Origin of the sequence: Clostridium sp. chh4-2 (assembly GCF_002899675.1) — a bacterium.
GTDB lineage: Bacteria > Bacillota > Clostridia > Lachnospirales > Lachnospiraceae > CHH4-2.
On sequence record NZ_PKUU01000002.1, the window covers coordinates 235,740 to 256,289 of the forward strand.

Sequence of the window (20,550 nt, forward strand, 5' to 3'; positions counted from 1 at the left end):
ATTTCTGAAAATCCCTTGATGGTCTATGTAAATGTGGCTCTATGTAAACCAATGCACAACCATTGTTTTTAACCAGGCCAGCGAAAACCAGCACAGAACCAGGAGGCGGAACCGGAAGGAACAGATCAGAGGGGCACCGAGCCGGGGAAGAAAGATACGGATAAATGGGATCGTATGGAACCCCTTTAGAACTACTTAGGCCCGTAAGGGCAGAACGAGGCAGGTAAAAATTGATTTCCGTCTCAGTTTTTAAAGCGCCGCTGAGCAGCGAAGTCATAAAGAGTTCACTGCGAATGGCGCTGGCCTGCCTCGTTTTGTCCTTACGGGCCTTAGTAGTTCTTAGGGGCGAATCCCGAATCCCATTTGTCCGTATCTTTCTTCCCCGGCCCGGTACCCCCTCTGATCTGTTCCTTCCGGTTCCGCCTCCTGATTCTGTGCGTACCCTTCGCCAACCCCGTTAAAAAACAATCTTATTCATTATTTTTTCTCGACCGCCACCCAGATTTCGCAGTAGTAGTCAGGAGACGACACGTCTGCGGACGGATAGGCCTCAAAGTCGGTTCCTCCGCAGGGCTGATATTCGCTTGCCGGGAAGAATTCGCTGAAAATCTGCTGATACAGTTTCTGGAAGGCTTCCGGCATCTTTCCTGTGCATGGAAATACCACATAGGTATGGGCCGGGATTTCCTCCACAATGAGATCGTTTTCTTCCAACGGCATTCCGTTATACATCGCTCCGATTGCATAAGGGAAGTTTTTTTCTGAGGCGTCTTTGCCGAAGCTGGCGCCTACAATGCAGTTTTTGAAGATATTGTCCTCAGGAATGTATTTGCACAATGAAGTGATTGTGCCGTCTTCCGTGCATTGCTGCCAGAATTTTGAGATTTCCACGGCCGTCAGTTCCTGGTTGCTGGAAACTTCTTTCTTTTTCATCACCAGCTTAAATGCTTTCTTTGTTTCAATTCTGTAATCCATCGTATTTCCTCCGTTTAAAATAAGTTTTACGGAAAGACGGGAAAAAGACTTTAAAACGGCGCTGTTATTTTTAGCCTGGGAAGGTGCGATTCCGTGAAAACGGGTGAACGCCCGGCTGAAGCTTTCCGGAGTATCGTAACCGTATTTCAGGGCGATGTGGATGATTTTTTCATCTGAACTGAGGAGCTCGCTTCCGGCCAGGGACAGCCGTCTCCAGCGGATGTATTCCCCTAATGTAAACCCGCATAATATGCTGAATATGCGCTGAAAATGAAAGCTTGAGGAATATGCCCGTTTTGCAGCTTCTTCAAAATCGATGGGTTCTGTAATATGATCCTCCACATAATCGATTGCCCTTTGTATGCCTGTTATCCAATCCATTGTTTCTCTCCTTTCCGTATGACCTTATCTTAAAGGATGGAAGCGGTTTTTTCTTGACTTTTTGTGCGGTGTGGTGTTTTGCCGGAAATCTGTATTTGGTTCATTATACCGAAAAAAAATTGAAAAATACAGCCGTGCAATAAAAGATTAAGAAAATCGTCACGATAAGAAAATAGACAATATCGATAATCGATGTTACTATAAAGACAGAAGATATCGAATATCGATATTAAAGATTTAAGGGGTGAAATGCTTATGGCTAGAGAACAATTTCAGTCTCTGACGGAACAGATGTATTATACGCTTCTGGCATTGACAGAAGAGAGCTGCGGCGTGGATATAGCCCGAAGAGCAGGCGAAATCTCCCAAAACAGGATTCAGATTGGACCTGGCACTCTATATGCGCTGCTGGAAAAGTTTAAAGTGTCGGGAATGATTGCTGAGACTGCGATGGAAGGAAGAAAGCGTTATTATAAGATCACGCCCTATGGCAGAAAAGTTTTAAAGGAAGAATACGAACGGTTAAAGAAACTGGTGGAGGAGGGAATGCCATATGTTGAAACATAAGATTTCATTTTTGGAATTTCAGGCGGATCAGATGGAAGCGTTTGCTGAATATTTGGAACAGCAGGCATCAAAAGGCTGGTTTCTCGATTGTAAGAAAGCGGACATCATTCCATTTCCCGTTTTTAAGAGAGGAACGCCTGAAAATAAACGGTATTCGGTTGTGATGATTCCAAACATTTCCCAGTGGGATACGGACAATGACAGCCGCATTGTGGAGTACCGCCAGATGTGTGAGGAATATGGATGGGAGTATGTGGGCAGTTACCGGAAATTCAGGATTTTTTCATCGGAGAATTTGGATGCGGTTACCATCGATACAGATCCAAACCTGTGGTTTGAAACCGTGGGCAGGGAACAGCTGACCAGGACCATTCCCTGTTATCTGGTTCTGTGCTTTTTGTTTACGATTCAAAGCCGCAGTTTATTTAGAAATCCCTCCTGGAATCTGGTCAACAATGAGATGGTATGGGCCGGAGCTGCTCAAGTGGCGGCCGGATTTATCATGGTATTTTTAGCGGTGAAAAGCATAATTTGGTATCTGAGGACCAGAGCCGGAGTGCGTTCCGGCCGCCCTGTTAAAAAAACGGCTTTAAAAAATGTGAAGATATCCTCCTATGTGGTTCTTGCAGTTCTTCTTTTTATGATCATTTCCGTGTTTTCAGCGGGAGGAAGCAGCCACAGATTTCTGTTTGGGCTTATAGTGTTGATTGTGAGCATTATACCTCTGGTCATTTGCGGAGTGATTTTTAAAGTGATTAAAAGAAGGGGATCAGGCTCGGACGGGGAGAATCGTATCCTCCATTTCGTGCTCAGTTTTTTCTGCATTTTTCTGTTCCTGGGAATTTTTGATATAGCTGTATTCCGTCTAATGCCGGACCGTTCGGATGAATGGGAAAGGATGCAGGAAACGGAAGAAGAATTTCCGCTTGATCCATCAGCATTTGGCTATGTGTGGGATGACAGCCGTTATGCCGGAAGTGACAGCAGCATTCTGGCCTCCCTTCAGAGCGGAGCGTATCAAAAGAAAGATGGGGAAACTATTGCCGGAACTTTATCCATAAGTCTGTATACAGCCAGGTACAATTGGGTATATAATTGTCTGTATGCAGATATGAAACCCAACTACGGGAATGCATATGAGATCACGGGTCCCGAATCATTCCGGATGGGGGATATGACTATTGAGTTTTATAACTATGAGATACCGGATACAGAGTCCCGGAAACGGTTTATCTATGTTGTGCAGAAGGGAAACAAAATTATGAGGCTGGATTTCTATATGCAGGAGGACAAGGAACTTATTCATGCTCTGCTGGAACAGTTTGACGGGTGGAACGGATAAACTGACAGGCCGGGTGTTTCGATGGTGAGGAAAATATGGCGGATTACAGGTTAGCGGAAAAAATGGATTGTAAGGTTATCTATGAATTGATCTGTTCCTTAGAAGAAGAGATCCTGAACTTTGAAGATTTTTGCAGCTGTTATGAAATAAATATAAAAAACGACCGGATTATCTATCTGGTTGCAGTGGTTAATGGGGTGATTGAAGGATTTATCAGCGTACATATCAACCTCCTTCTCCACCACGCCGGGATGATTGCGGAAATACAGGAATTGATTGTCAAGTCCGAATATAGGGGACAGAAGATAGGAAAAGAGCTTGTGAAACGGGCAGGAGAGATAGCGGCTAAAAAGGGATGTAAACAGCTGGAAGTATGCTGTAACCAAAGAAGGGAAAGAACCCACCGCTTTTATGAGGACTGTGGTATGAAAAACAGCCATTACAAGTTCTGTATGCATTTGAATTAACATGCTGAAATGAGGATTGAATATGAAAATGATATTGGAAACAGAGCGCCTTATGCTCAGGGAAATGAATCAGGAAGATTATGAGGCTTTATGCCGCATGCTTCAGGATGAAGAAGTGATGTATGCCTATGAACATGCGTTTGAAGAGGAAGAAGCCCATCAGTGGCTGGACCGCCAGATTCAGAGATATCAGGAGTTTGGATATGGCCTTTGGGCAGTTATATTAAAAGAAAATGGAGAGATGATCGGACAATGCGGCATCACCCGGCAGGAGTGTGACGGGAAGACGGTTTTAGAGGTCGGTTATCTGTTTGAAAAGGCATATTGGCATCGCGGTTATGCCACAGAGGCGGCGGCAGCCTGCAAGGAATACGCATTTGAGAAATTGGGTGCAAAAGAAGTTTATTCCATTATCAGAGATAATAATCAGGCTTCTCAGAACGTAGCCAAAAGAAACGGCATGGAATGCAGGGGAATGTTTGTCAAGCATTATTATCATATGGACATGCCCCATTTGATCTTTTCGGCAAAAAGAGAGAATTGAGCAGGATCGGCAAAGCAAATGAGACGAAAACAGGTTATTCTATGGTTACCACATTCGAATGGAGGCATTACATGGAAAAACCGGACATGATTTTAGAAAGCCTGAGATACATTGAAACGCATCTGAAAACAGCGATGTCTGTTCAGGAGCTTGCAGAACAGGCGGGTTACTCCGTATTTCACTATTCCAGAGCATTTAAAGCGCAGATGAACCGTTCCGTAATGGATTATGTGAAACGCCGCCGCCTGATAAAAGCGTCGGAAGAGATCATCAAAGGAAGAAATGTGATTGATGCGGCTGGGGAATACGGATACGAATCCCACAGCGGATTTACCAGGTCATTTCGGAAAGAGTTTGGTTTTTCTCCATCCCTGCTGAAGGCTTACAGGCTTTCGGAGGGCTATTTGAAAGGAGATAACTGTATGAACCCTTTATTTATGGAAAATATGAACCCTCATGCGTCAAAAGAAGAATTGTTTCAGGTGCTGATAGAAGAGGCGGAGAAAGAGAACCGGCAATGCGAAATATTATACCGCGCCTATGCCCTGGCCTGCCAGGCTTACAACGGACAAAAACGCTATTCCGGCGATGAATATGTGACTCATCCCCTCAATACCGCTGTCCTGCTGATCCGCATGGGAGCAGGAGAGGATTTGGCGGCCGCCGGACTGTTATGCGATGCGCTGACCGGTAAAACGTCTTTGACTGCGGCCCAAATTCAGCAGGCGGTATCCGCTAAAACGGCTGCTGTCTTAAAACGGTCCGCCGGTTTTGAGGATGACCAGCTGGATCAGGCCGATGAGGAGGTTGTGATGTTAAGGCTGGCGGAACGGCTTCATAACATGAGGACTTTGGAGTTTATGGATAAAACACAGTGGAAGATCAAAGCAGAAGAAACCCTGCGGCTGTTTCTTCCGGCCGCCAACCGGTCCGGGCGGGAAGAGTTGATTGCAGAGCTTGAAGAACTGGGAATGAAATATACTTAAAGTGAGGAGCCATGGAGGAAAATAAGAATTGGAAACGTAATTTTTTTATAATTGCAGCGGGACAGACGGTTTCTTTAATCGGCAGTTCGGTGGTGCAGTTTGCCCTGATCTGGTGGCTGGCCAGTGAGACTTCCTCACCGTTCATGATGGCGATGGCGGGAATGGCGGCATTTTTGCCGCAGATCCTTTTGGGACCATTTGCAGGAGTCTGGATCGACCGTTTAAAGCGAAAGTATGTGGCCATTGGCGCAGATTTATTTATCGGCATTGTGGCGGTTCTATTTGCTGTCATTCTGTGGTATGGGCATCCGCCTTACTGGACCGCATGGCTGATCATCGGCGTGAGGGCTGTGGGCGGAGTATTCCATACGCCTGCGATCCAATCCATTATTCCCCAGCTGGTGCCTGCGGATAAGCTGATGAAAGCGAACGGATGGAGTCAGTTCATGCAGTCGGGGGCATTTATGCTGGGTCCGGTATTAGGCGCTGCGATGTATGCCGCATTTCCATTGCCCATAATTCTTATCACGGATTTTATCGGCGCTGTGGCCGCCAGCATTACGATGGCAGTGGTAAAGATTCCGGAGCCGGTTCACGAAAACCGGCAGATTCCACATTTTATCCGGGAGATGAAAGAGGGATTTAAAATCTTTCAAAATGACAGGAAGCTGATGAAGCTGACCATAGCATCCACGGTCAGCATGCTGTTTTATATGCCGCTTTCCACTTATTATCCGCTGATGTCCAGCAGCTATTTCCATGGAAATGCCTGGCATGGAGGGATTGTGGAATTGTGTTATGCGCTGGGGATGATGGTGTCAGCCGCGTTGTTCGGAAGTTTAGGAAAATCGGATCATAAGATCAGAATTGTGTACCTGGGATTGGCCGGAATCGGAATCACCTGCGTTATCAGCGGATTGCTGCCGCCGTCGATGTGGGCCTGGGCGGTATTTGCGGTGGTCTGCCTGTTTATGGGCGGTTTTGCCAATGTTTACAGCATTCCCTATATGGCCTATATGCAGGAAACCATACCGGCCAATGTACAGGGAAGGGCATTCTCCCTTTTTGGAAGCCTGATGTCCTTGGCCATGCCAGCAGGGCTTTTACTATCCAGTCCGGTCGCCCAGCTTTATGGGGTGCCGGTTTGGTTTCTGATTTCGGGAATTGGAATTTTGCTGACTGTGGCGGTTTGCCAGGAAGTTCTTTTTGGGAGGCGCAGATGAAAAAAGTGAGAAAACATATTATATTTTATGGCCGCGTACAGGGCGTGGGTTTTCGATACACGGCCTGTTATCTGGCCCGCCCTCTGGGGCTTACCGGATGGGTAAAGAATCTGTGGGACGGCAGTGTGGAGATGGAGGTGCAGGGGCCGGAATCGGATATAGAAACCATGCTTAAACGCCTTCAAAACGGCCGTTTCATACAGATTGACCGTATGGATATACAGGAAATTCCCGTGAGATCAGAGCATGATTTCGTGGAAGTTTGGGATTAAAATTTAAGGAGAGTACAGGAATGATGCCGAAAACCAATATGACAACCTTATGTTATCTGGAAAAGGATGACAGCTACCTGATGATGCACCGGATCAAAAAAGAACGCGATGTGAATAAAGACAAATGGATCGGTGTGGGAGGGCATTTTGAAGTAGGGGAAAGCCCGGAAGAATGTCTGAAACGGGAGGTCAAAGAAGAGACAGGGCTGACGTTAACCGATTACCGCTTTCGCGGAATCATCACATTTATCTCGGATAAATGGCAGCCGGAGTATATGTGCCTCTATACGTCCCACGGATTTAAGGGGGAAATGACTTCCTGTTCAGAAGGTACGCTGGAATGGGTGAAAAAAGAAGACGTTCTTTCCTTAAACCTTTGGGAGGGGGATAAGATTTTCTTTGAATTACTGAGAGAAGAGGCCCCGTTTTTCTCCCTAAAACTCAGATATGAAGGGGATAAGCTTATGGAAGCCGTTCTGGATGGAAACGAATTGGAGCTTTTGGATGAGCTGGACGAGGGCGGGAACAAAACAGGCCGCGTGAGAGCCAGATTTCTGATGCATATGGACGGCACGCCCCATGCAACATCCCATATCTGGATCATCCGTCCCAATGAAAAAAGCGGATATGATATTCTGCTTCAGAAGCGCAGCGCCGGAAAGGACGCATTTCCGGGCTGCTATGATATCTCGTCGGCCGGCCATGTTCCTGCCGGGTGCGGATATCTGGAATCCGCCCTCAGGGAGCTGAAGGAGGAACTGGGAATTGCGGCACGTGAAGAAGATTTGGAATATATAGGAACGCATTCGGGGAAAGATGAGGCTGAGTTTTACGGAAAACCGTTTATCAATCATGAAATCAGCCGGGTTTATCTGTACAGAAAGCCGGTAGATGCGGACAGGCTGATGCTTCAGAAAGAAGAAGTGGAATCGGTTATGTGGATGGATTTTAAAGAATGCAGGGACGGGATGCGGGACAAAAGCCTGAACCACTGTCTGAGCGAATCCGAGATGGAGATGCTGGAACGGGTTTTGCTGCGGCGTAATTAACCGAAATGGGGGTAAACGATGACATTACAGCAGATGAAATATTTTATTACGGTAGCGGAATCGGGATCGATCAGCGAGGCCGCAAAACGGCTGTTTGCAGCTCAGTCCAGCGTGTCAAACGCCATCAAGGAAGTGGAAATCTACTATGGAATCACCGCATTTTTAAGGGATTCCAAGGGAGTGTGGCTGACGAAGGAAGGGGAAGAGCTTCTGATTGAATTTAAGGGCGTGCTGAAGCGCTTGGAATATCTGGATGAGAAATACGCGGGAAAGACTTACCACAGCCAGGGATTTTCCGTCTCCACCCAGCACCATATCTGCGGCATGGATTCCTTTCTCTCCGTGGTAAAGTCCATGGATACGGAAGAATATAAATTCGGGTTTCACGAATGCAAAACATCCGAAGTTCTGGAGCGGGTGGAGAAGGGCATGGATGATCTGGGAATTATCTTCTTTGCGGAGCAGAGCAAAGGTAGGATGGTGCAGGAGCTTCGAAACAGAAATCTGATCTTCAACCATATTTCCTACAAATGCGCCCATGCCTATATCAGTGAAAAACATCCTTTGGCCGGATGTCAGGAGATTCATGTGGAGGAACTCATGAAATACCCGTTTATCACATATGACAGGGCCACCAATGCAAATCCGGCCTATACGGAGATGATCGTCCCGTATTTCCGGCTGAAAAAGGTGATTGCCGTTTCCGACAGGGCGGCGGCCTATTCCCTGATGAGATGGGCGGACGGATTTGTGGTGGGAAGCGGTTACCATTCTTCCGACGCATATTATAAAGACATATTATCCATTCCGATTCATGAAGGAATCAAGCTGGAGGTGGGATGGATTGTAAAAAATAAATTTGCACTGACCGACATCGCGGAACAGTTTGTGGAGCTGATCCGCCAGGTGGAAACGAAACGGTAGGTATTTATCGTAAAAAACGATGGATATCTATCGTTTTTTGGTGGATTCGACAAAAGGCCGTTCTGTGATATCCTAACAGTATAAAACAAGAAAAGGAGTGGCAGTATGGAAAAGTTAAAAACCGTAGTCCAAAAATATTGGAAAGTTTATGTTGCGGCAATCATCATCGCTGTGGTCTGTGATTCCATCGGTACGATTAAATTCAATGTGGGAATCGGCACGCTGACGTTGTTTCCGATGGTATTTGCGACAATTATAGGCGGAATGCTGGGGCCGGATGCAGTCAGGCTTTTTAAAGCGCCGGAATCAAAACTGGGGGGAAGCCTGGTGCTTGTGGCCTTGGCGCCGTTTATGGCGAAGATGGGCGTTTCGGCGGGAGCGAATCTGGCAAAACTTGTGGCCGTGGGTCCGGCGCTGATTTTGCAGGAATTCGGAAATTTGGGCACCATTTTTATATCTCTGCCATTGGCTTTGCTTCTGGGGCTTAAAAAGGAAGCCATCGGTGCCTGTTATTCCATTAACCGGGATTCCAACCTGGGACTTACCACGGATATCTACGGGCCGGATGCGGCAGAGACGAGAGGTACGTTTGCCGTTTATATCGTAGGTTCCGTAATCGGAACCGTGTTTATCAGCATTCTGGCCAGCATTGTGGCATCCTGGGGCGTGCTTCATCCTCTGGCGCTCGGCATGGCCAGCGGAGTTGGCAGCGGGTCCATGATGACGGCCGCAGCGGGCACCCTTGGAGAGGTTTATCCTCAGTATGCGGAGGATATCATGGTATTAGGTGGCGCCAGCGATATGCTGACCGGTATTACCGGAATCTATATGGGAACCTTTGTGGGACTGCCGGTTACAAGAAAATTGTATGCGATTCTGGAACCGAAATTCAGCAAAAAGATGCACAGGGAGGGATAAGAATGGTAAGAAAATATTTTCTTCAGCAGCTGGGACTGCTGTGTATGGTATCGGTTATTATGATTTTAACCAATGTAATCGGATATGAAATGCCGTTATTGGACTCCATCCAGGGAATTCTGGTGCTGTGCGCCATCGCGTTATTCGGCTTGACTCTCAGCAAATTTATGAGCCGTTTTATCCATCTTCCGTCCATGATGTATGTATCCTTAACTGGGCTTTTGCTGGCATGTCCCATTTCTCCGGTGAAGGAAACCATCATTCAGGTTACGTCACAGGTGGCATTTATGGCTCCGGCAACCGCGCTGGGGGCATTTGCCGGAATATCCCTTGGCAAGGACTTAAAAGATTTTGCTAAAATGGGATGGAAATTGGTGGTTATCACATTATTTGTCATCACGGGCACATTTATCTTTTCGGCGATTGTGGCAGATCTTGTATTGAGGGCGACCGGAGCAATTTAGGAGGAAAAATTTATGGAGAAATGTGATATTTTGATAAAAAATTGTCAAATACTGAAGCCGGATATGAGCGTTTCAGAAGTCTGTTCCGTCGCAATCGGTCAGACGGTGATCCAGAAGATAGGCCCGGGGGAGGCGATGGATCGGGAATTTGCCTCCGCAGAGGTGCTGGACGGAACCGGAAAACTGCTGATGCCGGGGTTTGTGGACGGACATACCCATACCTGCCAGCAGCTTTTAAGAGGACGGGTTTCGGATGAATATCCGATGGTGTGGACCAGATTTCTGGTGCCGTTTGAAAGCAATTTAAGGCCGGAAGATTCCTATGTCAGCGCCCGGTTAGCGTGTGTCGAGATGATTAAAAATGGAACGACGTCATTTGCCGATTCCGGCGGCGTACATATGGAACGGGTGGCGGACGCGGTGATTGAATCGGGCATGAGGGCCGCAATCGCAAAGTCCACCATGGATATGGGAAATGCCATTACGGGAGCCATGAAGGAGACGGCAGCGGAAGCCATCGAACGCACAAAGGAGCTTTACCGCGCCTATCAGGGAGCCGGGGACGGCAGAATCGATATTTGGTTCGCCATCCGCCAGGTGATGACCTGTTCAAAGGATCTGATCCGCATGGTTGGAGAATCCGCTCAGGAGTTCCATACGGGAATCCACGCCCATCTTTGCGAACATAAGGACGAGGTCAGCTTCTGCCTGCAAAACTATCAAAAGCGTCCGGCACAGTTTTTGGATGAGATGGGAATTCTGGGTCCCAATCTCCTGACCGCCCATAATGTGATGCTTTCCGAACGGGATATTTCCATCATGGCAGACCGCGGCGTGAAAGTCATTCACTGTCCGAGAGCCAACCTGGCCAATCATGGATTCCCTAAGACGCCTCAGATTCTGGAAGCGGGGCTGAGCGTAGGCCTTGGCTGTGACGGGGCGGCCCCGTCCAATCTGGATCTGTTTGATGAAATGAAAGTGCTGCGCTATGGGATGCTGGCCTATTGGGGCCTGACCTCCTTCAATCCGGTTGTAATGACCTGCCCGACTCTTCTTCAAATGGCGACCCAGGGAGGAGCCAACGCCATCGGCCATGGAGATATTCTGGGCAGCGTTGAAGTGGGGAAAAAGGCGGATGTGATCCTGCTGAACATCGACCAGCCTCATATCACCCCGACTCAGAACTTGGTTAATACCATTGTGGACGCGGCTAATGGACATGATGTGACGGATTCCGTGATTAACGGAAAAATCGTGATGAAGAACCGGGAGATCCTTACAATGGATGAAGAAAAGATACGGAGAGAAGCTCAGATTCATATGGAAGAGATTGTAAAAAGAGCGTATTAATAAAGGGAAAAGGCTGTGTGGAAAAGCCGCGCATATATAGGAGAATAAGACATTAATTGCAAGACCGCATAGTATTTTGCTATGCGGTCTTGTTGCCTTTATTATAACGGAAGTTCACTTTCCTGTCGGCAGACGGCTGGATTCTGCGGCATTTCTATCTGCTGTTTTTACTTATTATATCCCGTAAACAATGATGCCAAGACCTGCCGACACGACAATTAACATGATTGGGGAAATCTTCTTTTTAAGTATGGGTTTTGAACCCCACATAATTGCCGCAAGAATAATTGTGATAATGGCCGCCCGCACATCAAAGTGATTCTCTATGGTTCGGGAAATGCAGTTGGCTGCTGTCATATAAACGCCTGTTGCCAAAATAATGCCGATAATACAGGGTTTTAATCCTTTTAATACAGCCTGCACATACTTGTTTTTGAGCAGCGTCTTTAACGCCGCCATGACGAGGAGAATAATGATAAAAGACGGCAGTACCACCGCCAGAGTAGCGAGGACTGCGCCCAAAAGTCCGGCCTGGCTGCTTCCCACATAGGTTGCAAGATTAACCATAATAGGCCCCGGCGTACTTTCACTGACAGCAATCATATAGGTGAGCGCTTCGTCACTTAACCACCCATAGGAAAGAACCACGTCACGAATAAGCGGAATTGCACCATATGCGCCTCCAAAAGCAAAACAGCCAACCCGCAGAAATCCAAGAAATAAATCCAGATAAATCACTTCTTTGCACCGCCTTTCTGTTTTGGACTGCCGCTAATGACAGAGGCCGAAAGACTGACAGCCGCCGCAATCAACATCAGACTGATCGTGGAAAAGCTCCATGAGAAAAGATTGATTAACAGCATAGCTGCAAACGAACAAATCATTATGATTTTAGGAAATATCTTTTTTGGCATTTTGTTTATCATGGTGACAGCCGCATCCAAAATTAAAATGCCGACTGCAAGTTTTATCCCCTTGAACGCATGGGCGATAATTGTGATTTCAAGAAAATTATCGAGAAACATGGAAATTATGAAAATCACAAAAAACGACGGAAGAACGATTCCCAAAGTTGCAATGGATGAGCCGATCAATCCGGCCTGTTGATAACCGACAAAGGTAGCGCAGTTAATTGCAATCGGGCCGGGTGTGGACTCTGCAATAACCGTTATATTCATCATTTCATCGTGAGAAATCCATTTTTTCTTTTCCACGCAGATACTCTCTATCATGGAAATCATCGCGTATCCGCCTCCAAAGGTAAACAGTCCGATTTTCATAAATGTCAGAAATAAATCTATTATCAATTTCATGTTTCTCCTGCTCCGTTTCCATGGTGTTTATAGTTATGTCAGATGTAGTTATCGCTGCTATGACAAGATTTTTTCGTTTCAACGAGATCATTTCCTATTTGATGCGCTAAATCATGCAGCACATTAATGAAGCAAATACTTTATTAAATTGTAATGGCTATTGACAGCTTAGTCAAGAAAAGCCGTTAATGGTTACGAACAGGAAAAGTTTATATAATATTTACAATTTTAAGAAATCAGGATATAATGGCATAAGAATGCAGCAGATCATATTCGGAGGACGAAGAATGGCAATTTTAGACGTTATTAAATTCGATGGTTTAAAGAGCAGAGATTGGATCATATTCAAATATTTTAAGGATAATATTGTGCTGGGTTCCCAGCTCATTGTAAAAGAGGGACAGGTGGCAATATTTGTTAAGGGCGGTCAGGTGTGTGATGTGTTTTATCCGGGCACTTATACCCTGAGCACATCGAATCTGCCGATTCTTCAGGGGCTTGTTAACCTGCCTTTTGGCGGAAGAACGCCTTTTTCAGCGGAGATTTATTACATAAATACGACTACAAAACTGGATATTGAATGGGGGACGACCGATCCGATTCAATTGATAGATCCTAAGTATTTTGTGAAGCTGCGCATCAGGGCTTTTGGCCAGATGGGGCTTAAACTCAGAGATTATACCAACTTTTTCAGGGAGCTGATTGGAGGCATGAATCAGGCCGATGTGGTGAGTTACGACAAGCTGAAAAAGTTTTATAAGGGATTAATCGTCATCAAAGTAAAGTCCATCATAGCGGATACCATTTTAACGGAAAAGATTTCAGCGCTGGAGATCGCCACAAAGCTGGAAGAGATTTCCGACAGGACAAAAGAGAAAATTTCGCTGGAGTTTGAAAAGTATGGTTTGGATGTAGTGAATTTTTATGTACAGTCCATTAACTTTCCGGATGAAGACTTCGCTAAGATCAATCAGATATTGGAAGAGAAAGCGGCTTTCGAAATCATGGGAGACGGAAGATATGTTACCAAAAGAAGTTTCGACGTTTACGAAGGGGCTGCCACCAATGAAAATGGCGTAGCAGGTGTTTTTGCGGCCGGAGGCCTTGGTTTAGGCGCTTCTATGAACATGGGACAGGCCATGTCGGGCGCAGTGGGCAATCCGATGCAGGCATCCAATGCGGCTCAAACCGCACAGACGGAGATGATGAAATGTCCGAAATGCGGAAAGGAAGTTCCAAAGGGAAGCCGTTTTTGTCTGGAATGCGGCGAAAATCTGACGGAGAGAGTATGTGAGTGCGGCGAAAAAATACTGCCCGGAGCAAAGTTCTGCAGCTTCTGTGGAAGAAAGGTGGAATAAATGAAAGCCAAAGATACAAACGGCAGCATTTTATTGACTGCAGTCTGCTGGGGAATGATTTTATTTTATTTCGTAATTTTAGGATTATCTTTGATAACATTGTGCCATATCAATGACAGCCATAATTTTATTATGACTGCGGCGGCATATTTTCTTAATATTGCGCTGCTGATTGTTATTTTCGGCGTGATGCTGGGCACTTTTGAAAGGGTGCCGCTGCCTTTTAAAATCGGCATTATTACAGCTACAATTTTATATACGGTGATCAATTCAATCGCTATGATCTGGCTGAGCGTTGTGTTTGGCGTCATGGCTTATGTCATTATACATCTGAGTATTTGTTTTATTTATTTACTGGTAGTACTGCCAATGCTTTTGGTTGGCTTAAAAAATAACAAATGATATCAAGGAGGATTTTGAGTATGGAAAATTCAGTTTGTCCGCAATGTGGAGCGCCGATAGATGCAGGGGCAGCAGAATGCAGATTCTGCGGGGAGAAGTTAAATCCGCAGCCGGCGGCTCAAGTAAACGTGCAGCCTAATGTACAGCCGGCTCCTCAGCAGGTAGTACAGCATGTTTATGTACAGCAGCCTACAACAGCCATTAATCCTGCATGGCCGATAAAGAACAAGATCGTTGCAGGACTGTTAGGTATTTTTCTCGGAGGTATCGGTATCCACAAGTTTTATATGGGCAAAATTGGAATGGGTATTTTATACATCTTATTCTGCTGGACAGGAATCCCTTCTGTGGTTGGATTCATAGAGGGAATCATCTATCTCTGCTCCAATGATGAGAATTTCCAGTTAAAACATCATGTTCGATTAAAATGATGAAGCGGATAATCAAGAGTTTTAAATTTATCTATTGGCTTCTGATGTCTTTCACTTTTTGTGCTGCCTATTTTTCGATGAAGAAAAGGGAGCGGGAATTGAGTGAGCTGAACTCTTATCCGGCGGATGAGAGAGAAGAGCGCTGAGAACGGACAGACAATCAGATAGGACAAGCATTCACCGTCAGCCCCAAGGCTGGCGGTGTTTTTTCGTTAAATAACGAGAAATGCAGAAGTTATGATTAGAAATAGAATAATTCTTCAAATTTTTTATCCAGCGCAATACAGAGGATCAATGCCAGCTTCGCAGTTGGATTAAACTGCCCTGTCTCGATGGAACTGATGGTGTTTCTCGACACGCCGACCATATCGGCCAATTGGCTTTGGGAGAGCTTTTTTTCTGTGCGTGCGTCTTTCAAATTATTTTTTAATATTAATTTTTCATCCATCCGCTTACCTCAATACGCTTATGACAAAACAGGCCAGTGACGCGGCGGAAGCGATAGCGCCTGCGATTGTGGACGCCAAAAATGCTTTGTTTTTCGTAAAGCGGTATTTGGGATAGGCTTCGGCGGCTACAAATGCCCAAAACATAGCGTGAGGAGCGTAACTGGATTTTCCGTTAAATAAATTAAACAGTACAATAAAAATGAAGACACAGCAAAAGGCGCTTATGCCGATCCGCCTGCCTCTGTTTTCTGCGAGTTCCATTCCCTCGTCAAGTTTTTCTGCTCTGCTTCTGGCTAAAATTTCATCTTTATTCATAGTAAGCACCTCCTGAATGAATGCCAAGTATTCTTTGCATTTTCAGTATACGCCTGCCAAGTTTACTTGTCAACAGTTTTTGCCAAGTTTTATGTGCAAAATCAATGGAGGATTCTATTTGTTTACAGAAATTCATCTTTTATGTTATGATAACTTTAAAATAGGATTCGGGTGCCAAAAGGTCTTGCCCCTGCAAATTGTCTGAATTGCATGTGCAGGAATTTAGGAATTCGGTGGTCTTAGGAGTCCTTAATTCCGAACCCTGACAAACAATTCAGACAATTTGCAGGGGCAAGACCTTTTGACACCCGAATCAAAACAGGAAAGAAAATGAGGAGCGGTCATGAAAATTGCCGGATTAATTTTAATGGGCGGAAAAAACCGCAGAATGGACGGGACGAAAAAGGCATTTCTGACCGACGGTGAAAAAACCTTTTATCAGCGCGCGGCAGATGCTATGCCTCAAATGGATTCGATTTATCTTTCGGTAGAGAAAAAGGAAAACTATACAGAATTGGAATATCCAATGATTGAGGATATTTATCAGGGAATTGGGCCGATGGGAGGGATCTGCAGCGCTTTGAGACAATGTGATGAAGATGCCCTTTTAGTGCTGCCGTGTGATATGCCCAGAATCAGCCGGACTCTTACGGAATCATTGCTGGAAGTATGGAAACGGGAAGGAAAAACGGCAGTTATTTACGTAGAAGGAAAGCCTCAGCCTTTAATTGGAATTTATACAAAATCATGTCTGCCTATTATGGAACAGATGATTCAGAATGAAAATTACCGGATGGCGTCTTTACTGGGAAAAATCTGTCATAAAAAAGTGGAAGTTCAAGCCGATGACGCAATATTTTTCAATGTCAACACCAGGGAAGAATATAGAAGAATCCAAGAAGAGAGAAGACGGCGTCCGCTTATGATTGCTGTCAGCGGAGTTAAAAATTCGGGAAAAACTACATTTATCGAAGGATTGATTCCCTGTCTTTTGAAAAAAGGCTTAAAAACCGCGTCCATAAAACACGATGGCCACGAATTCGTTCCCGATATGCCCGGAACGGACAGTGACAGGCACAGAAAGGCCGGAGCCATGGGAACCGCTGTATTTTCAGATAATCAATTTATGGTGGTAAAGCAGGGAAAAGTGACGGAAATGGAACTGGCAGAGTATTTTCCGGAGGCGGATATCATCCTGCTGGAAGGTATGAAGGATTCCGGTTATCCTAAATTCGAGGTGGTGAGAAAAGGAAATTCCGAACATGGGGTATGCAGAACGGAGACGATCCTGGCTTACGTGACCGATTTGGAGTGGGATGCAGAGAAAATTCCGGTTTTGGGTTTGGGAGAATATGAAAAAGCTGCAGAAATAGTGTATGAGTATTACAAGAAGCAGGAACGCTGAATTGCAGGATAAGCATAATCTGCAAAATGCAGATTAAAAGATTGGCGAAAAGGAGGAATTTTATGCAGTACGGACCTAATCCGGACGCAGTTTATCCAAACGAAGCGATAAAAAGCGTCTGTTTTATTAAAAATGTGATTACTCGGCCTAATATTATTGTGGGTGAGTATACATACTATGACGATATCGGCGGAGCCGAACGGTTTGAAGAGCACGTGACCCATCATTATGAGTTCTTAGGAGACAAGCTGATTATCGGAAAATTCTGCGCCATCGCTAAAGGAATTGAATTTGTGATGAACGGCGCAAATCATCGGATGTGCAGCGTTACCACCTATCCGTTTAACATAATGGGAAATGGATGGGAAAAAGCGGTGCCGCCGCTGGAAGATCTGCCTTTTAAGGGGGATACCGTGGTGGGAAATGACGTATGGATCGGTCAGAATGTGACGGTGATGCCAGGAATACATATTGGAGACGGCGCTGTCATTGCCGCAGATTCTGTGGTCACAAAAGATATTCCGCCCTACCATATCGCAGGAGGAAATCCCTGTAAAATTATTCGAAAGCGTTTTAATGATGAATTGATTGAATATCTTCTTGAACTTCAGTGGTGGAATTGGCCTCAGAAAAAGATTTTTGAGAATCTGGAAGCGTTGTGCAGCAGGGATCTGGCAAGAATTAAGGAAATTATATAATAGAAATAAAAAAAGTCCCATAAAAAGGGAGGAGCCGGTAACCCTTTCAGGATTACCGGCGATTATGAAAAAAATTTTATCTAATTGTTATTAGCAGCCTTTCTTTCGATAGTTAAAGTATATCTTTAATTTGTGAAGAAAGTTTAGCTCATATATAGATGTTCTGTAAAAAGATTATGAATAAGATATGAACAAACTTGTTATTTAACTTAGTTGGCGAATGGGGGTACGCCCGGAATCGGGATGCGGGGAAGGGAGAGGCGGTCTTTATGGGAACCCGGGCGGGGGGAGAATGAAAAAAGGACAATTGGGATTCGGGATTCGCCCCTAAGTGATACTAAGACCCGCAAGTACAGAAAGAGACAGGATCGCGCCCATTCGCAGTGAACTCCTTATGACTTCACTGCTCAAGTGGGCGTATCGCTCAAAGAGCGCTTAGAAACTGATTCGGAATTCAGTTTCTACCTGTCTCTTTCTGTACTTGCGTGCCTAAGAATCACTAAGGGGTTCCATACGATCCCAATTGTCCTTTTTTCATTCTCCCCCGCCCGGGTTCCCATAAAGACCGCCTCTCCCTTCCCCGCATCCCGATTCCGGGCTGGTTTCCGCTGGCCTGGTTAAAAACAATAGATGTGCTTAGGTAGTTGTATAGAACCGCATTTACATAGATCTTCAAGGGATTTTCAGAAATGCTTTCACGGTTGATGTAAAAACTTACTCACTACTCAACCAAATCTTTTTTACCCTCAGCTAGCCAAGCAACAGCCGGAAAGAAGGGGAAACCCAGGCGGGCGGCGGAAGTAATCGGCGAAATGGGATCGTATGGAACCCCTTAGAAGTACTTAGATCCGCAAGGATAAAAAGAGACAGGTAGAAACTGAATTCCGAATCAGGTTCTAAGCGCTCTTTGAGCGATACGCCCACTTGAGCAGTGAAGTCATAAGGAGTTCACTGCGAATGGGCGCGGTCCTGTCTCTTTTTGTCCTTGCGGGTCTTAGTACATCTTAGGGGCGAATCCCGAATCCCATTTCGCCGATTACTTCCGCCGCCCGCCTGGGTTTCCCCTTCTTTCCGGCGTTTCTTAGTTAACTAAATAAAGATTAATTATCACTATGATGATAACTGTCCAGCAGTTGATTTTTGATATGCCATAATTCGGTGGACAGATCCACATGTGTCCGGTGTGGGTATTCCAGACGGAGTGACTCTTCCCAAAGAGTGCTGAGTTCCTTTTTACAGTATTCCCGTATCTCCATAACCTTAGGAGACTGATAAACGCATTTGCCTTCTATGAATACAGGAACTAAGAGTTCACGAAGCACATAGCTGTTTGGCGCCAGATGCGTCTTTTTCCAGGTTTCGATCGGGTCGAAGAGCAGTAAGGAATTTTTAGGATCATATTTTTCATCCACCAGGCAGATGAGGTCTGCGATGATTTTTCCTGTTTCCTTATTATAGATACGCTGGATTGTTTTGTTGCCCGGGTTGGTGATCTTTTCCGCATTTTCGGATAACTTGATCTTTGGAATAAATTTACCCGTATCTTTATCCTTAATGGCCGCTAATTTGTAGACGCCGCCAAAGGAAGGGCAGTCTTTGGAAGTGATCAGGTTCGTTCCAACGCCCCAGGAATTGATAGTTGCGCCCTGAAGCTTCAGGCTGCTGATCAGCGTTTCATCCAGATCGTTGGAAGCGGAGATCACGGCGTCGGTGAAACCGGCGTCATCCAGCATTTTCTTGGCTTTTTTGGAGAGGTAAGCCAAGTCGCCGCTGTCCAGGCGGATACCGTAGAAGGTAAGAGGAATTCCGGCCTCTTTCATCTCCTGGAAAACCTTGATTGCATTCGGGATACCGGAGTTTAATGTGTCATACGTATCGACAAGGAGGATACATGCGGTCGGATATAATTTTGCATAGGTGCGGAATGCGGTCAGTTCATCCGGGAAGCTCATGATCCAGCTGTGGGCGTGTGTTCCTTTGACAGGAACGTCAAACATCTGGCCGCAGAGCACATTGGAGGTTCCGATACATCCGGCGATCATAGCTGCTCTGGCGCCGTAGATGCCTGCATCCGGTCCCTGAGCGCGGCGAAGGCCGAATTCCATGACGCCGTCACCCTTTGCAGCATAAACGACGCGGGCGGTTTTCGTTGCGATCAGACTTTGGTGATTGATGATATTGAGAAGGGCGGTTTCCACCAGCTGAGCCTGCATAATCGGAGCGATTACCTTAACCAGAGGTTCCCTGGGGAAGATGACAGTTCCTTCCGGGATCGCATAGATATCACCGGTAAATTTGAACTCAGAAAGATATTTCAGAAAATCATCCTCAAACAGTCCGGTACTCTTTAAGTAGTCCACATCTTCTTTTTCAAAATGAAGATTTTCAATGTATTCGATGACCTGTTCCAGTCCGGCACAGATGGCGTAGCCGTTGTTATTGGGGTTGGTGCGGTAGAACATATCAAAGATTACAGTTTCATTGACATCTTTTTCTTTAAAGTACCCCTGCATCATGGTTAGCTCGTAGAGGTCTGTCAATAAGGTGAGGTTTCTCTGGCTCATAAGGTATCTCCTTTGAATGTGTAAAGTATTTGTAAAATTATTCTGTAGTATACCATAGATTTGGAAAAAGACAAGTGCATTGATAAATAAATAACAATCTATTTGAGCAGCAGAAGGTATCCGTCATGAAATACGGATAAAGGAGGGAGAGGA

Annotated in this window: 24 protein-coding genes; 17 read left to right on the forward strand and 7 right to left on the reverse strand. The window is 45.5% G+C overall.

Going from position 1 to position 20,550, the window contains the following annotated elements:
- Nucleotides 1–329: 329 nt before the first annotated feature.
- Both C0033_RS27585 and C0033_RS02965 read right to left on the reverse strand, forming a co-directional pair.
- Nucleotides 330–452 carry a hypothetical protein gene (locus C0033_RS27585; protein WP_278320736.1) on the reverse strand — a complete coding sequence of 41 codons (123 nt, stop codon included), beginning with the start codon at nucleotides 450–452 and terminating at the stop codon, nucleotides 330–332.
- 25 nt (nucleotides 453–477) lie between these two features.
- Nucleotides 478–1,356 (reverse strand): AraC family transcriptional regulator, encoded by an 879-nt coding sequence (locus tag C0033_RS02965; protein WP_103226369.1) that lies wholly within the window; start codon nucleotides 1,354–1,356, stop codon nucleotides 478–480.
- Between the two features lie 255 nt (nucleotides 1,357–1,611).
- Between C0033_RS02965 and C0033_RS02970 the strand changes: the two genes are divergently transcribed.
- From C0033_RS02970 to C0033_RS03025, 12 genes are all read left to right on the forward strand, one after another.
- On the forward strand, nucleotides 1,612–1,923 hold the full coding sequence (locus C0033_RS02970) for a helix-turn-helix transcriptional regulator (protein WP_103226477.1): 312 nt from the start codon (nucleotides 1,612–1,614) through the stop codon (nucleotides 1,921–1,923).
- A complete protein-coding gene (locus C0033_RS02975) occupies nucleotides 1,910–3,265 on the forward strand; it encodes a DUF2812 domain-containing protein (protein WP_103226370.1) in 1,356 nt (451 codons plus the stop codon). Before C0033_RS02970 ends, C0033_RS02975 begins: the two co-directional genes overlap by 14 nt.
- Before the next feature lie 35 nt (nucleotides 3,266–3,300).
- Complete coding sequence (locus C0033_RS02980) at nucleotides 3,301–3,732, forward strand: GNAT family N-acetyltransferase (protein WP_242984397.1); 432 nt, start codon at nucleotides 3,301–3,303, stop codon at nucleotides 3,730–3,732.
- 28 nt (nucleotides 3,733–3,760) lie between these two features.
- The gene (locus C0033_RS02985) at nucleotides 3,761–4,276 is read left to right on the forward strand and encodes a GNAT family N-acetyltransferase (protein WP_103226479.1); all 516 of its coding nucleotides are present in this window, start codon (nucleotides 3,761–3,763) and stop codon (nucleotides 4,274–4,276) included.
- Nucleotides 4,277–4,347: 71 nt separating this feature from the next.
- Nucleotides 4,348–5,262, forward strand: coding sequence for an AraC family transcriptional regulator (locus tag C0033_RS02990; RefSeq protein ID WP_180994535.1), 915 nt, complete (start codon nucleotides 4,348–4,350; stop codon nucleotides 5,260–5,262).
- Between the two features lie 11 nt (nucleotides 5,263–5,273).
- Nucleotides 5,274–6,485: an MFS transporter gene (locus C0033_RS02995; RefSeq protein WP_103226372.1), complete on the forward strand. Its 1,212-nt coding sequence runs from the start codon at nucleotides 5,274–5,276 to the stop codon at nucleotides 6,483–6,485.
- A complete protein-coding gene (locus C0033_RS03000; RefSeq protein ID WP_103226373.1) occupies nucleotides 6,482–6,757 on the forward strand; it encodes an acylphosphatase in 276 nt (91 codons plus the stop codon). The genes C0033_RS02995 and C0033_RS03000 overlap by 4 nt, the downstream gene beginning before the upstream one ends.
- Nucleotides 6,758–6,777: 20 nt before the next feature.
- Nucleotides 6,778–7,806, forward strand: a complete 1,029-nt coding sequence (locus C0033_RS03005; protein ID WP_103226374.1) for an NUDIX domain-containing protein — start codon at nucleotides 6,778–6,780, stop codon at nucleotides 7,804–7,806.
- An 18-nt stretch (nucleotides 7,807–7,824) separates the two neighbouring features.
- Entirely contained in the window at nucleotides 7,825–8,730 is a 906-nt protein-coding gene (locus C0033_RS03010) for a LysR family transcriptional regulator (protein ID WP_103226375.1), read from the forward strand.
- A 105-nt stretch (nucleotides 8,731–8,835) separates the two neighbouring features.
- Nucleotides 8,836–9,648 carry a DUF3100 domain-containing protein gene (locus C0033_RS03015; RefSeq protein ID WP_103226376.1) on the forward strand — a complete coding sequence of 271 codons (813 nt, stop codon included), beginning with the start codon at nucleotides 8,836–8,838 and terminating at the stop codon, nucleotides 9,646–9,648.
- A 2-nt stretch (nucleotides 9,649–9,650) separates the two neighbouring features.
- Nucleotides 9,651–10,112 carry a hypothetical protein gene (locus C0033_RS03020; RefSeq protein ID WP_103226377.1) on the forward strand — a complete coding sequence of 154 codons (462 nt, stop codon included), beginning with the start codon at nucleotides 9,651–9,653 and terminating at the stop codon, nucleotides 10,110–10,112.
- A gap of 12 nt (nucleotides 10,113–10,124) precedes the next feature.
- A complete protein-coding gene (locus tag C0033_RS03025; protein ID WP_103226378.1) occupies nucleotides 10,125–11,462 on the forward strand; it encodes an amidohydrolase in 1,338 nt (445 codons plus the stop codon).
- A 174-nt stretch (nucleotides 11,463–11,636) separates the two neighbouring features.
- Here C0033_RS03025 and C0033_RS03030 read toward each other — a convergent pair whose 3' ends face one another.
- Together C0033_RS03030 and C0033_RS03035 are read right to left on the reverse strand one after the other, a co-directional pair.
- Complete coding sequence (locus C0033_RS03030; RefSeq protein WP_103226379.1) at nucleotides 11,637–12,200, reverse strand: chromate transporter; 564 nt, start codon at nucleotides 12,198–12,200, stop codon at nucleotides 11,637–11,639.
- The gene (locus tag C0033_RS03035; protein ID WP_103226380.1) at nucleotides 12,197–12,775 is read right to left on the reverse strand and encodes a chromate transporter; all 579 of its coding nucleotides are present in this window, start codon (nucleotides 12,773–12,775) and stop codon (nucleotides 12,197–12,199) included. Before C0033_RS03035 ends, C0033_RS03030 begins: the two co-directional genes overlap by 4 nt.
- A 287-nt stretch (nucleotides 12,776–13,062) precedes the next feature.
- Between C0033_RS03035 and C0033_RS03040 the strand changes: the two genes are divergently transcribed.
- The 3 genes from C0033_RS03040 to C0033_RS03050 are packed head-to-tail and all read left to right on the forward strand — an operon-like array spanning nucleotide 13,063 to nucleotide 14,966.
- The gene (locus C0033_RS03040) at nucleotides 13,063–14,133 is read left to right on the forward strand and encodes an SPFH domain-containing protein (protein WP_103226480.1); all 1,071 of its coding nucleotides are present in this window, start codon (nucleotides 13,063–13,065) and stop codon (nucleotides 14,131–14,133) included.
- Nucleotides 14,134–14,535, forward strand: a complete 402-nt coding sequence (locus C0033_RS03045) for a hypothetical protein (RefSeq protein ID WP_103226381.1) — start codon at nucleotides 14,134–14,136, stop codon at nucleotides 14,533–14,535. It begins immediately after the preceding gene.
- 20 nt (nucleotides 14,536–14,555) lie between these two features.
- Nucleotides 14,556–14,966 carry a TM2 domain-containing protein gene (locus C0033_RS03050; RefSeq protein WP_103226382.1) on the forward strand — a complete coding sequence of 137 codons (411 nt, stop codon included), beginning with the start codon at nucleotides 14,556–14,558 and terminating at the stop codon, nucleotides 14,964–14,966.
- 241 nt (nucleotides 14,967–15,207) lie between these two features.
- On the opposite strand, the gene C0033_RS03055 is transcribed toward C0033_RS03050, so the two are convergent.
- Both C0033_RS03055 and C0033_RS03060 read right to left on the reverse strand, forming a co-directional pair.
- On the reverse strand, nucleotides 15,208–15,414 hold the full coding sequence (locus C0033_RS03055; protein ID WP_103226383.1) for a helix-turn-helix transcriptional regulator: 207 nt from the start codon (nucleotides 15,412–15,414) through the stop codon (nucleotides 15,208–15,210).
- Nucleotides 15,415–15,418: 4 nt separating this feature from the next.
- Nucleotides 15,419–15,730, reverse strand: a complete 312-nt coding sequence (locus tag C0033_RS03060; RefSeq protein WP_103226384.1) for a DUF6442 family protein — start codon at nucleotides 15,728–15,730, stop codon at nucleotides 15,419–15,421.
- Between the two features lie 343 nt (nucleotides 15,731–16,073).
- Between C0033_RS03060 and mobB the strand changes: the two genes are divergently transcribed.
- Nucleotides 16,074–17,135: a molybdopterin-guanine dinucleotide biosynthesis protein B gene (gene mobB, locus C0033_RS03065; protein WP_103226385.1), complete on the forward strand. Its 1,062-nt coding sequence runs from the start codon at nucleotides 16,074–16,076 to the stop codon at nucleotides 17,133–17,135.
- Nucleotides 17,136–17,197: 62 nt separating this feature from the next.
- Nucleotides 17,198–17,833: a Vat family streptogramin A O-acetyltransferase gene (locus C0033_RS03070; RefSeq protein ID WP_103226386.1), complete on the forward strand. Its 636-nt coding sequence runs from the start codon at nucleotides 17,198–17,200 to the stop codon at nucleotides 17,831–17,833.
- A 1,100-nt stretch (nucleotides 17,834–18,933) separates the two neighbouring features.
- Here the strand turns inward: C0033_RS03070 and C0033_RS03075 are convergent.
- Entirely contained in the window at nucleotides 18,934–20,397 is a 1,464-nt protein-coding gene (locus C0033_RS03075) for a nicotinate phosphoribosyltransferase (protein WP_103226387.1), read from the reverse strand.
- Between the last annotated feature and the right edge of the window lie 153 nt (nucleotides 20,398–20,550).